The sequence below is a fragment of the Psychromonas sp. genome, from assembly GCF_047632955.1.
GTDB lineage: Bacteria > Pseudomonadota > Gammaproteobacteria > Enterobacterales > Psychromonadaceae > Psychromonas.
Genome location: NZ_JBLIED010000005.1, coordinates 42,631 through 56,063, shown reverse-complemented (window position 1 = coordinate 56,063; position 13,433 = coordinate 42,631). Strand labels below are relative to the sequence as shown.

The following is a 13,433-nucleotide window of genomic DNA, read 5'->3' as shown; positions in this document are numbered from 1 at the left end:
CATGCAAACTAAAATGCGGACAGTTAACTGGTTAGATTTATCAGATGAGCAACAAACAGCACTGCTTGCTCGTCCTGCAATGGCGGACTCTGCCGGTCTGAAAACAACTGTCTCTGAAATAATTTCTGATGTTCGTATTAAAGGCGATGGTGCTCTATTAGATTACACCAAACGTTTTGACAAATTAGATGGCGAAAACTTTACCATCTCAGAAGCACAAATTAAGCAGGCGAGCGCACGTTTAGGTGATGACATTAAAACGGCTATCCGTACCGCTTATAACCAGGTGGTTAAATTTCATCAGGCACAAGTGCAGGATGTGATCCGCGTTGAAACCATGCCCGGAGTGGTCTGTGAAATGCACACTCAAGCCATTGAATCAGTTGGCCTTTATATCCCCGGTGGCAGCGCCCCGCTACCTTCAACCGTTATTATGACAGCAGCACCGGCACAAATTGCCGGTTGCAGCCGCTTAGTACTGTGCTCGCCGCCTCCATTGGCTGATGAAATTTTATATGCCGCCTCTCTCTGTGGCGTAGATGAAATTTATACCGTCGGTGGTGCGCAGGCAATAGCCGCTTTAGCCTACGGCACTGAGACCATTGCCGCCGTTGATAAAATTTTTGGCCCCGGTAATGCCTTTGTTACCGAAGCAAAACGTCAGGTCAGTAATGATTTTGCCGGAGCTGCCATTGATATGCCGGCGGGTCCTTCTGAAGTATTGGTGATTGCCGATGAGAATGCTGATCCCGCTTTTATCGCCGCAGATTTGCTCTCTCAAGCTGAACACGGTCATGACTCACAATCCATACTAGTAACTCCCAGTATTGCGATTGCAGAGCAAACCGCCATTGAAATTAACCAGCAACTGGCTGTTTTAGAACGTCGGGATATCGCCTCAAAAGCGATCGCCAACAGTGTCAGTATTATTTGTGAAAATCTTGATCAAGCGGCTCAAATATCTAACCGTTATGCTCCCGAGCATCTGATTGTACAAACTAACTCACCACGCTCATTGCAGCCGAAACTGAAAAATGCCGGTTCAATCTTCCTTGGCGCCTGGACGCCGGAGTCTGTGGGTGATTATGCCAGTGGCACAAACCATGTGTTACCTACCTATGGTTATACTCGTACCTATTCGAGTTTAGGCTTAGCAGACTTTGTTAAACGTTATACTGTGCAGGAGTTAACCAAAGAAGGCTTGCTTAATTTAGCTCCTACGGTTACCTGTCTTGCAGATGCAGAAGGATTAACGGCACATAAACGCGCAGTTACTATCCGTGTTGATAAATTAAACAGTACAAAATAGCCGCCTGTAGATATACCCAAATCATTTAAAGATACAGAAATCCGCATCTTCAAGTAGTTTGGGTATAATACAGTTAATTTTTAATAATTTTGGGCAAATATTTAGTGTTGAAAACATTTGCCCACGGACATCAGAAATTATTCGCAAGGGAATAAAATACATGAGCAGCATTAAACTCCTTGCCCGTGAAACGGTGCAAGCATTAACACCTTACCTTTCTGCACGTCGTATTGGAGGCAAAGGAGACGTTTGGTTAAATGCCAATGAATCCCCCGACTGTAATGAATATCAACTCGACTCCAGCAAACTCAATCGTTATCCAGAATTTCAACCCCCCTCTCTCATTTCTGCCTATGCAGACTATGCAAGCGTTAAGCACAGCCAGGTTTTAAGCACCCGCGGCGCCGATGAAAGTATTGAAATACTGATCCGCACCTTTTGTGAGCCAGGATCTGACAGCATTTTAATCTGCCCGCCAACCTACGGCATGTATGCAATCAGTGCTGAAACCTGTGGTGTTGCGATTGAAGAGGTGCCCTTAGCAGATAACTTTGATGTTGATTATCAAGCCGTTGAACACGCGGTGACCAAAGCCGGCAGTCAGGTTAAATTAGTATTCCTATGCGCACCTAACAACCCCACCGGTAATATGCTCGACAGACAGAAACTGATCGCATTGCTGCAGGCAACAGAAGGTAAAGCGTTAATTGTCGCAGATGAAGCCTATATCGAATTTTGTTCAGAATTAAGCCAGGCAGATTTGATCGCACAATATGAAAACCTGGTGATCACCCGGACCCTGTCAAAGGCCTTTGCCCTGGCCGCTATTCGCTGTGGTTTTACTCTGGCGCAGGAAGCGGTTATTGAAATGTTGTCAAAAGTTATTGCGCCTTATCCGGTGCCCGCTCCAGTTGCTCAGATAGCCATACAAGCTCTTTCAAGCAGCGGCTTAACGGTTATGTTGGAGCGCGTTAAAATACTTAATAACAACCGCCAACTGTTACAAAAGGCACTGCAGAACGTTGATTGTGTCAGCGAGATTTTTCAGGCAACCGGTAACTTTTTACTGGTGCGCTTTAAAGACTCAGCAAAAGTATTCGCAGCCTTTGCCAAAGACGGCATCATTATGCGCGACTTTGCCAACAAGCCGCGACTGGAAAACTGTATTCGCATTACTATCGGCACCGAAGCTGAAATGCAGGCAACATTAACCACCTTAAATTCGCTATAGGAAATAAATAATGAGTAAACAAAAATTTCTATTCATCGACCGTGATGGTACGTTAATTGATGAGCCGATCAGCGACAAACAGGTTGATAGTTTAGAAAAACTGATCTTTGAAGCCAATGTCATTCCAAGTTTACTGACATTACAAGACGCCGGTTATATTTTGGTCATAGTGTCAAACCAGGATGGTCTGGGAACCGACAGTTACCCGCAGTGTGATTTTGATATTCCGCAAAATAAAATGATCGAAATCTTTGCCTCGCAAGGTGTTAAGTTTGAAGCCACTCTGCTTTGTCCGCACTTCCCAGCAGATAACTGCAGCTGCCGTAAACCCCATTTGGGGATGGTCAGCGAATACCTAAAATCGGGACGCATCGATTTTGCACATTCCTATGTCATTGGCGATCGTATAACCGATATCCAGCTTGCTGAAAATATGGGTATCACCGGCATTATGTACAACCGAGAAACCTGTGGCTGGAATGCAATTGTTAAACAGTTAACCAGCAAAGGCCGTACGGCATCCGTTACCCGTACAACTAAAGAAACCGATATTAATGTCACCGTGGATTTAGATAATACCGGTGAAAACCATATTGATACCGGCATGGGCTTCTTTGACCACATGTTAGATCAAATTGCCACCCACGGCGGTTTTCAGATGGATGTACGGGTTAAGGGTGATTTACACATAGACGATCATCATAGTGTTGAAGATACCGCTCTGGCGCTTGGCGAGGCCTTAAAAGAGGCGCTCGGAGACAAACGCGGTATAGGTCGTTTTGGATTTGTATTACCCATGGATGAAACAAAAGCCAGTTGTACGTTGGATTTATCCGGCCGACCATTCCTTAAATTTAAAGCGCAATTTCCACGTGAATTAGTCGGCACTATGTCAACGGAAATGGTTGAACACTTTTTCTATTCCTTAGCACAAGCGCTGGGCGCGACGTTACACCTTGAAGTTGAGAACGGTAATGCGCATCATATGGTTGAAGGTTTATTTAAAACATTCGGCCGTACCCTGCGCCAATCTATACAAGTAGTGGGAACCGACTTACCTTCAAGCAAAGGTGTTTTATGAAGATAGTCATTATTGATACGGGATGCGCTAACCTCTCCTCGGTTAAATTTGCCATTGAACGTCTCGGTTATAAGGTCACGGTCAGTAAAGATCCGGCCATTTTACAGCAGGCAGATAAACTCTTTCTACCGGGCGTCGGCACCGCTAAAGAAGCGATGGCCAACCTCATTGAGCGTAATTTAGTTGAACCGATTAAAAGCCTGACTCAGCCTGTTTTAGGGATCTGTCTAGGAATGCAGATGTTGGCCAGCGCCTCTGAAGAAGGCTTTGGTGATCAACCCATTATTAAAACACTGGGAATAGTGGAAGGCCATATCGAAAAGATGGATGTTGCGCCACTTAGATCCCCGCATATGGGCTGGAATCAAGTCACGCCTAAACTTGATGACCCGTTGTTTAAAGATATTCCTGCGGGCAGTTACTTCTATTTTGTGCACAGTTATGCCCTACCCGTCAATGACAATACCATTGCCAGTTGCGAGTACGGTACGCCGTTTACTGCTGCCGTTAATAAAGATAATTTTTACGGGGTGCAGTTCCACCCTGAACGCTCGGGTAAAACCGGCGCACAACTGATTAAAAACTTTCTGGAGCTTTAATATGATTATCCCAGCACTCGATCTGATCGATGGCAAAGTCGTGCGTTTATATCAAGGTGATTACGCACAAAAAACGGTTTACAGTGATGATCCGCAAAGCCAGTTTACCATCTACAATCAGGATGGCGCAGAGTGGTTACACCTTGTGGATCTTGATGGCGCCAAAGACGTCACTAAACGTCAGCTCAATGTGATCACCAGCCTGATTGCCAATACGCCGGCTAAAATTCAGATTGGCGGTGGCGTGCGCACCGAGCAGGACGTAAAAGATCTCTTAGATGCAGGCGCACAGCGTGTGGTTATCGGCTCTACCGCGGTTAAAGAACCGGCTATGGTAGCCGGTTGGATGAAAAAATACGGTGCAGAGCGTATTGTGCTGGCACTGGATATCAACATCGACGCACAGGGTAACAAAATTGTGGCCGTTTCCGGCTGGCAGGAAGCCAGTGGGCAAAGCATTGAATCTCTACTGGAGACTTACTTAGCCGTTGGCCTGAAACATGTACTTTGCACTGATATCTCCAAAGACGGTACCCTAACCGGTTCCAACGTTGACCTTTACAAAGAAATGGCCGCAGCCTACCCGCAGGTAGCCTGGCAGGCATCGGGTGGAATCGGCTCATTGAATGACATTACCGCCGTTGCCCGCTCCGGTGCGTCCGGTATGATTGTCGGCCGTGCGCTGCTCGAAGGTAAATTTAATGTGAAGGAGGCAATCAAATGCTGGCAAAACGCATAATTCCCTGCCTTGATGTTAAAGACGGGCAAGTCGTAAAAGGTGTACAATTTCGTAATCACGAGATTATTGGTGATATTGTCCCTCTGGCAAAACGTTACGCGGAAGAAGGCGCTGACGAGCTAGTTTTCTACGATATCACTGCTAGTTCAGATGCCCGTGTGGTAGATAAAAGCTGGGTAAGCCGCGTTGCCGAAGTGATTGATATTCCCTTTTGCGTAGCCGGTGGTATCAAGACTATCGATGACGCACGACGTATATTAGAATTTGGCGCAGATAAAGTATCGATTAACAGTCCGGCGCTTGCAGATCCGAGTTTAATCAACCGTCTTAGCGAAAAATTTGGCGTGCAGTGTATCGTCATTGGAATCGACAGCTACTATGATGCGGAAACGGGTTTATACCAGGTTAAGCAATTTACCGGTAGCGAGCATGCCACGGTCACCACTAAATGGAATACTTTTGATTGGATCAAAGAGGTGCAATCACGCGGAGCAGGTGAAATTGTACTGAATGTGATGAATCAGGACGGCGTTCGTGGCGGTTACGATATCGACCAACTCGCCCAAGCACGTGCAGTTTGTAATGTACCGTTAATTGCTTCTGGTGGCGCAGGTGAAATGATTCATTTTGCCGACGTATTTAACCAGGCAGATGTTGATGGCGCTCTGGCAGCGAGTGTATTCCACAAACAGATAATTAATATTGGTGAGTTAAAAGCTTACCTTAAAACACAGCAGGTTGAGATCAGATTATGAGTAATGTATTAATGAATGAAGAGCAGCTTAACGGACTTGATTGGACAAAAGTTGATAACCTCATGCCGGTTATTGTGCAAAACCGCACCTCCGGTAAAGTATTAATGTTGGGTTATGTAAACCAAGAAGCGTTAGCCGCAACCCTGACAAGCGGGAAAATGACTTTTTTCAGCCGCACCAAACAGCGTTTATGGTGTAAAGGGGAAGAGTCTGGTCACTTTTTAAATGTTCTAGAAATCAGCACCGACTGTGATAATGATACCCTGTTGGCTATCGTTGATCCCGTTGGCCCAACCTGTCATCTGGGCACAGAAAGCTGCTTTAAAGGTGAATTACAACCAGCACTCACTTTCATTGCCGATTTAGAAAAAATCGTAGCCGGACGCAAAGATGCTGATCCAAAAAGCAGCTATACTGCAAGTCTCTATGCGCGAGGAACAAAACGTATCGCCCAAAAAGTGGGAGAAGAAGGTGTTGAGGTTGCGCTTGCTGCAATGGCCAAAGATATGGATGAATTAACTTGTGAAAGTGCCGATCTTTTATATCATCTCACCGTATTATTACAAAATGAAGGTTTACAACTATCCGACGTTGCTGATAAATTACAGGAACGCCATAGCAGTTGATTTTTAATTTTTCAGAGAAGGGTTAATGATAACAATCTGTTGATTAACCTTTCTCTTAAAATGCTCAATACCATTCAAGTCAATAAACAACGAACACAACTGCACAGTTAAGTTATATCTTTCCTTTTAATCACATGGCCCAAAAATTAAAAAAATTAACACATTTAAATAATAGGTCCTTAAAAGGATTGAAAAAAATGCAACTGTATTTGATATTAACTGCTAATGTTAATTAACCTTCACGGATATTATCTCAAGTTGCAATTTATTAAATGGAGATAGGCATGGATAATTTTACTTTTTTTAATAACACACGTATTCATTTTGGCGAAGGTCAGATTAGCAAAATCACCTCTGAAATACCAAAAGGCAAGAAAGTATTAGTGCTTTATGGCGGAGGCTCCATTAAAAATAATGGTGTTTATGATCAGGTTAAGAATGCCTTGGCAGATTATAACTGGGGTGAATTCTCCGGCATTGAACCAAACCCTAAATATGATACGTTGCTTAAAGCCGTTGCATTAATCAAAGCGGAAGATTTTGATTATCTATTAGCCGTTGGCGGTGGTTCTGTCATTGACGGCACAAAATTTATTGCGGCGGCCTGCAAATTTGAAGGTCCTGAGTGTTGGGATATTTTGGAAGCACAGGCGGCGGTTAATAGTGCGCTTCCTTTAGGCTGTATACTAACGCTGCCCGCAACAGGATCTGAAAGTAACGGCAACGCAGTTGTTACTCGAGATCACGACAAACTTGCTTTTAATTCACCGCTGGTTCGCCCGGCTTTTGCAATTTTAGATCCCACCACAACGTTAAGCTTATCACCACGTCAAAGTGCCAATGGTGTTGTCGACGCCTTTGTCCATGTCATGGAGCAATACCTCACTTATCCGGTTAATGCCAAAGTACAAGATCGTTTTGCAGAAGCTCTATTATTGAATTTGCTCGAAGAAGGTCCAAAAGTATTAAAAACACCGAATGATCTGGCCGTTAGAGTAAATATAATGTGGAGTGCAACGCAGGCATTAAACGGTTTAATTGGTGCCGGTGTGCCGCAAGATTGGACATCGCATAGTATTGGACATGAGCTTACCGGTAATTATGGTATTGACCATGCACGCAGTTTAAGTATTATTTTACCCGCAGTAATGAATATATGCAGGGTCGAAAAGGAAGAAAAATTATTACAATATGGCGAAAGAGTTTTTGCTATTACTGAAGGTTCAATTGAGCAACGCATAAACCAGGCAATTGCCGAAACAATTCATTTTTTCACCATCATGAATGCGCCAACAAGCCTCAATCATGCGGGGCTTGAAAGATCGTCCATTGAAGTGATTTTAAATAGTTTAAAAAAACATGGAATGGTTGCATTGGGGGAACATGCTAACATCGATTTAAGCCGATCACGTAAAATTTTAGAAGCTGCTCTGTGAACTTTAACTGCACATAAATCCAAGCCTGCACAAAATTTTCTGCAGGCCTCTACTTAACCCGTATCAGACTATGTATGTAATTTTCAAACTCGATTACAAGCACCTGTGAACGTTGCATCTTGTCGACTTTTTTAATATCTCCTGCTGAATAGCCTTTGTCATACATCCAATGCATCGGCGTATCGAAACTATCTTCATTGATCAAATAGGTATTATTAAAAGCACTATTTTTCTGCTGTTCGCCCTGTTGAATACTGACAACCCAAATTCGTTGCTGGAACTCTTGAGAAGCATGAAAAGCCTTAGCGCATGGTTTCCAAACTTTATTAAATAGTCTAAACATATTGTAAATATCTCTACTGGTAGATTATGGTATTTTGGTCAGTCTTCTCTTCGACCTTGCTAACATCGCCAGCTTCAGTAAATCGTTTCATAAGGCTCAATACAAGTATCTGGTCTTTCTTTTATTGCTTTGAAAATGCCTATAAGAGCGCTCAATGGATCATAATGAGTTACACTACTCTCTGTTATTAAGTCATCCGTTGAAATAAAATTTTCCAGTAAAATAGCACACAACAGATATTATTAAAATCACTTACTTTAGGCCAATGACTATCATCAAGAGCTTACTTTTATGCATTTACTTTAACCCTAAACAGAGCAGCAAAGTAAGATATATTGACATAAACAGACCTACTTTAAATTATATAAGTTTCAAAAGATAAAATAAAGCATGCATATAGGGTTTATCACAGCCGCTTTTAGCGCTCTCTACCCCCCTTTTTATTACGTAAGCTTTGTCGGTAATTTTCTTTGGCAAGTTTCTGTAGATCTGCAACTTGGTCACTTTCATCCACGATTTCACGGCCAAGTAAACTTTCTACCGCATCTTCTAAGGTAACAACACCTGAAGTTTGACCGAATTTATCTTCAACTAAAAAAAGATGTTCCCGGCGTTTAATAAAAATATCAAATAGATTCAAAAGTGGGAACTCTCCAGATATTCGATAAATAGGAGATTTAATCTCCTTTAGTCGTATAGCCCCCTGCCCTCGCCGCTCACTTTCATAGAGTTGACCCTTAATAATAAACCCGGTGATATTATCAATAGTCTCAGCATAAACGGGAATACGAGTGAAAATAGCCGTTTTATCCAAAGCTAATGCCTGCTCAACCGTTGTCGATTCAGGCAAAGCATGCACCATAGTACGCGGGGTTAAAATATCTTTTACCTTGGCATCGCGTAATTTAAAAATATTTTCGACTAACAGCTTCTCTTGCGTTTCAATCCCTCCCACTTGATAACTCAAGGCTGCAAATGCCAAGACCTCTTCACGGCTGATATTTTCATTTCCATGACGATGGAACAAGCCGGTCAAACGTGTCGACAGCCAAACTAATGGATAAATAAAATAAACCAGAAAGCGAATAATATATGCGGCAGGAATGGCAAGTTGACGCCAAAAGGTAACCCCTAATGTTTTGGGTATAATTTCGGATAGGTACAAAATAGCCAGGGTTAATAATAATGCAACTAAGGATTCCCACTTTTCACCAAAAACCCGAATAGCCTGCGCGCCAACGCCAGCGGCCCCCATTGTATGAGCGAACGTATTTAAAATAAGGATACTGGAAATAGACTGGTCAATATTTAACTTGGTATTTGCCAATACCTTGCCGGCACGTTTATTGGTTTCCTTGACCTGCTCAATAAAGGTTGCCGTGATGGACAATAACACCGCCTCCAATAGTGAGCATAAAAAAGAAATACCAATGGCAATAAAAATATAAAAAAGAAGTAATGTCATAGTGCCCTATGAGTCTGTCTTTAATCTGTATTAATAGTATAGAGATTATTTAACTTTGCTCGCTGCCTCTCTTTATATACTAATTTGGATTTTTTTCTTTAATAATATCTTTTAAGTTATCCAACAAATCAATCGGCATAGGGAAGATAATAGTGGACGTTCTCTCATTCGCAATTTCAGTTAACGTTTGCATATATCTTAACTGCATCGCATTAGGCGCTTTACTTAAAACCATTGCAGCCTGCTGCAATTTTTCAGAGGCTTCGAATTCACCCGTTGCATGAATAACTTTTGCCCGTCTGACACGCTCCGCCTCAGCTTGTTTGGCTAACGCTCGGATCATACTATCATCAAGATCGACATGTTTAACTTCAACCGTTGCTATTTTTATGCCCCAATTATCCGTTTGTTTGTCGAGAATAACTTGTATGTCTTTATTCAAACGGTCCCGTTCAGCGAGCAACTCATCAAGTTCATGTTGCCCTAACACCGACCTTAAAGTCGTTTGTGATAATTGACTGGTTGCCTCAAAATAACTTTCTACATTGTTGATAGCCATCTGCGGATCCACGACTCGAAAATAGACAACTGCATTAACTTTAACCGAGACGTTATCACGTGTGATTAAATCTTGAGTGGGTACGTCTAAAACGATTGTTCGCAGATCAACTCTTACCATTTGCTGAATAACAGGAATTAAAATAACCAATCCCGGGCCCTTCACTTCCTGAAAACGCCCAAGAAAATAAACCACACCACGCTCATATTCACGTAATACTTTGAACATGCTAAAGAGGAACGCGATTACTAAGATGGAAATAAAACCACCGATTATACTATAAGTCATCATCATCTTTCTCCTTATTAATGGACACAAGTTTTATACTGGTTTTATTCCGTGACTTTCAATATCATTCACACAGACAACCAGGTTTAATCCACTGACTTGTTGAATGCGTACTTTTTGCCCTGCCAATAAACTATCAGCGCTGGATGCGTGCCAACTCTCACCTGCTACCTCAACCCAGCCCTGGCCTCTATCAAAATCATCTTTTACAGTAGCAAGCCTGCCAACCAAACAATCTACCCCCGTAGTGACTTTTTTCTGTCTGACTTTTAATAACAGCGCAATCATCAACAGAATAAAAGCAGCCGATAACAGTGATACGGCAATAATCAGAGGCTTAGCAATTTGATATTCCGGTAAGTCACTGTCCATAAGAAAAATGGAACCCAGTATAAATGAGACAACCCCGCCAAGGCCCAAAACACCAAAACTTGGGCTAAAGGCTTCACCTACAAGTAATAAAAGCCCCAGTAAAATCAAAGCTAATCCGGCATAATTTATCGGTAACATCTGCATCGCGTACATTGCCAGCACTAAGCAGATCCCTCCCAAAATACCGGGGAGCCCACCACCGGGATTGTAAAATTCAAGTAATAATCCATAGATACCAATTAACAGTAATATATAAGCGATATTAGGGTTGGTAATAGTCGCCAAAAAAGAATAACGCCAATCAGGTGTGCGCTCGATAAGGCTGACCCCATCTAATGATAGCGTTGTATGATTACCCAATAATATAATTTCCCGGCCATCGGCAAGCTTTATCACTTGTTCAAGATCATCGGCAATAAAATCAATAACATTCTCCGCTAATGCTGTTTGTGCATCGATACTGGCAGCTTCCCTGACCGCTTTTTCCGCCCACTGTTCGTTACGACCATGCAGTTTTGCCAAGCCTTTAATATAGGCACTGGCATCATTAATCGCTTTCTTTTCAAGTGTCGTTTTGGCGCTGACCTGCTGGTTCTTTTCAGCGTCTTCCGGCTTTGACGGTGCATTTTCATCACTAGGCGAACTATCCGGTCCGGAAAGACCAATAGCAACGGGCGTGGCTGCGCCAAGATTGGTTGCATTTGCCATTACAGCAATATGGCTAGCTAATAAAATATAGGTACCGGCACTTGCTGCGCGCGCACCGTTGGGGCCGACCCAAGTGGCAACGGGAACAGTTGAGGAAGTAATATTTCGAATAATACTGCGCATAGCTGAATCTAAGCCACCCGGCGTGTCCATTTTAAGAATCAGTAAAGAGACGTCTTGCTGCTGCGCTAATTCAAACTCCCGCTCTATATAATCAGAGGTCGCAGGGCCAATAGCGCCCTGAATGGGAATAACCCAAACTTCTTTAGCGCTGGCAGTAAAACTGAAAAACATTGAAATTAAAAACCAAAAGATAGGCAATTTATTCATGATTACCCCTCCAAAGTTACAGTATGATTTAATAATAGTTCACTTAGGGAGTGCTGTAGACTTTTTAGGAAAGGTTTAAATAGAAGGGAGAAAAATCACGCGGACTTATAATCATAACTGATTGATTCGATATTTTTATTTTAAAATAGGCTTTAAATAAACGTAATACTCCATTTCTGAAATATTACGTTTTATAGTAATAAAATTTAATTTATGAAATTGTCTTGGGTAAAAGAAGATTCAAAAGTATCGCCACAAGTGCACATAAACTGACGCCCTGCAGACTAAAACCACCAAAGTCAAAGGCCATTCCACCTATTCCAAAAACCAAAACGACAGAAACAATACATAAATTACGCGCGTTGGACAGATCAACTTTATGCCGGATTAAGGTATTTAATCCAACCGACGCAATAGTCCCGAATAATAGGATCATAATACCGCCCATAACAGCCGAAGGAATGGTTTGTAATAGAGCACCAAATTTACCAATAAAAGCCAAGAAAATCGCAATAACGGCAGCCCAAATCATTATTTTGGGATTAAAGTTACGCGTTAACATCACAGCACCAGTCACCTCGGAATAAGTCGTATTGGGGGGACCGCCAAATAAAGAAGCTGCACTAGTTGCCAAACCATCGCCAAACAAAGTACGGTGTAAACCAGGTTTTTTCAGAAAATCTTTCCCGGTTACATTACTAATGGCAAGAATATCTCCAACATGTTCAACTGCAGGCGCTATTGCTACCGGCACCATAAATAAAACTGCTTGCCAGTTCCATTCAGGCGCGACAAAGTTAGGAAGACTCAACCAAGCCGCATTACCAACGGGAGCAAAATCAAGCACACCAAGGAAAAATGACAGCGTATAACCAAGCACCACCCCCGAAAGAATAGGCAGTAACTTAAAAACGCCTTTTGCTTTGGTCGCAACTAATAAAGTACAGATCAGTGAGGAGAAAGAGATAATCATTGCGGTATTTTGTTCTATTAACACAAAACTGCCATCACCCGCTTTACCCAGCGCCATATTAACGGCAACGGGAGCAAGGCTTAAACCAATCACCATGATCACCGGTCCAACCACCACGGGAGGTAATAAACGATGGATAAAATCAACCCCTTTGAGCTTAACCGCATAGGACATCAGCATATAAACAACACCGGCTGCAAACAATCCGGACATCGTTCCGGGAATTCCCCAGGTTTGAATGCCGTAGGCAATAGGAGCAATGAAGGCAAATGAAGAGGCTAAAAATATTGGCACTTGTCCTTTGGTCACTAAGTGGAACAATAAAGTACCAATACCAGCGGTGAACAAGGCAACATTTGGATCAAGTCCGGTGATTAATGGCATTAAGACCAATGCACCAAATGCTACAAACAACATTTGTGAACCCGCTAAGGCTTGCTGAAATACATTAAAGTCAGCAGTCACATCTTCAACCGCACCTTTTTCTGGTGATTCCAATTCAGAACCTGTTCGAGCCGTCATCTCTTTCTCCGTAATACTCAAAAATTCACCCTGGAAATTTAAGACCAGAGTTAAGTTATACCAATCCCTTAGATTAACTATTAATCAATAGGATTGG

Annotated in this window: 13 protein-coding genes; 8 read left to right on the top strand and 5 right to left on the bottom strand. The window is 42.6% G+C overall.

The annotated features are described in order from the left end of the window. Nucleotide 1: 1 nt before the first annotated feature. From hisD to ACJAZP_RS05410, 8 genes are all read left to right on the top strand, one after another. Nucleotides 2–1,309: a histidinol dehydrogenase gene (gene hisD / locus ACJAZP_RS05445; RefSeq protein ID WP_415229720.1), complete on the top strand. Its 1,308-nt coding sequence runs from the start codon at nt 2–4 to the stop codon at nt 1,307–1,309. A gap of 160 nt (nt 1,310–1,469) precedes the next feature. Then, complete coding sequence (hisC, locus tag ACJAZP_RS05440) at nt 1,470–2,540, top strand: histidinol-phosphate transaminase (RefSeq protein WP_415229719.1); 1,071 nt, start codon at nt 1,470–1,472, stop codon at nt 2,538–2,540. A 10-nt stretch (nt 2,541–2,550) separates the two neighbouring features. Next, nucleotides 2,551–3,621 carry a bifunctional histidinol-phosphatase/imidazoleglycerol-phosphate dehydratase HisB gene (hisB, locus tag ACJAZP_RS05435; RefSeq protein ID WP_415229718.1) on the top strand — a complete coding sequence of 357 codons (1,071 nt, stop codon included), beginning with the start codon at nt 2,551–2,553 and terminating at the stop codon, nt 3,619–3,621. Next, nucleotides 3,618–4,220: an imidazole glycerol phosphate synthase subunit HisH gene (gene hisH / locus ACJAZP_RS05430; RefSeq protein WP_415229717.1), complete on the top strand. Its 603-nt coding sequence runs from the start codon at nt 3,618–3,620 to the stop codon at nt 4,218–4,220. Before hisB ends, hisH begins: the two co-directional genes overlap by 4 nt. Nucleotide 4,221: 1 nt before the next feature. After that, entirely contained in the window at nt 4,222–4,959 is a 738-nt protein-coding gene (gene hisA / locus ACJAZP_RS05425; RefSeq protein WP_415229716.1) for a 1-(5-phosphoribosyl)-5-[(5-phosphoribosylamino)methylideneamino]imidazole-4-carboxamide isomerase, read from the top strand. Then, nucleotides 4,941–5,714 (top strand): imidazole glycerol phosphate synthase subunit HisF, encoded by a 774-nt coding sequence (gene hisF, locus ACJAZP_RS05420; RefSeq protein WP_415229715.1) that lies wholly within the window; start codon nt 4,941–4,943, stop codon nt 5,712–5,714. The genes hisA and hisF overlap by 19 nt, the downstream gene beginning before the upstream one ends. Continuing rightward, nucleotides 5,711–6,340: a bifunctional phosphoribosyl-AMP cyclohydrolase/phosphoribosyl-ATP diphosphatase HisIE gene (gene hisIE, locus ACJAZP_RS05415; protein ID WP_415229714.1), complete on the top strand. Its 630-nt coding sequence runs from the start codon at nt 5,711–5,713 to the stop codon at nt 6,338–6,340. The genes hisF and hisIE overlap by 4 nt, the downstream gene beginning before the upstream one ends. Before the next feature lie 284 nt (nt 6,341–6,624). Continuing rightward, the gene (locus ACJAZP_RS05410; protein WP_415229713.1) at nt 6,625–7,776 is read left to right on the top strand and encodes an iron-containing alcohol dehydrogenase; all 1,152 of its coding nucleotides are present in this window, start codon (nt 6,625–6,627) and stop codon (nt 7,774–7,776) included. Between the two features lie 49 nt (nt 7,777–7,825). Here the strand turns inward: ACJAZP_RS05410 and ACJAZP_RS05405 are convergent, their stop codons facing one another. The 5 genes from ACJAZP_RS05405 to ACJAZP_RS05385 all read right to left on the bottom strand — a co-directional run bounded on the left by ACJAZP_RS05405 (nt 7,826) and on the right by ACJAZP_RS05385 (nt 13,336). Continuing rightward, on the bottom strand, nt 7,826–8,119 hold the full coding sequence (locus ACJAZP_RS05405; protein WP_415229712.1) for a hypothetical protein: 294 nt from the start codon (nt 8,117–8,119) through the stop codon (nt 7,826–7,828). Nucleotides 8,120–8,537: 418 nt separating this feature from the next. After that, complete coding sequence (locus tag ACJAZP_RS05400) at nt 8,538–9,584, bottom strand: CNNM domain-containing protein (protein ID WP_415229711.1); 1,047 nt, start codon at nt 9,582–9,584, stop codon at nt 8,538–8,540. Between the two features lie 79 nt (nt 9,585–9,663). After that, nucleotides 9,664–10,434: a slipin family protein gene (locus ACJAZP_RS05395; protein WP_415229710.1), complete on the bottom strand. Its 771-nt coding sequence runs from the start codon at nt 10,432–10,434 to the stop codon at nt 9,664–9,666. 30 nt (nt 10,435–10,464) lie between these two features. Then, the gene (locus tag ACJAZP_RS05390) at nt 10,465–11,841 is read right to left on the bottom strand and encodes an NfeD family protein (RefSeq protein WP_415229709.1); all 1,377 of its coding nucleotides are present in this window, start codon (nt 11,839–11,841) and stop codon (nt 10,465–10,467) included. Nucleotides 11,842–12,052: 211 nt separating this feature from the next. Beyond that, entirely contained in the window at nt 12,053–13,336 is a 1,284-nt protein-coding gene (locus ACJAZP_RS05385) for a uracil-xanthine permease family protein (protein WP_415229838.1), read from the bottom strand. Nucleotides 13,337–13,433 lie beyond the last annotated feature (97 nt).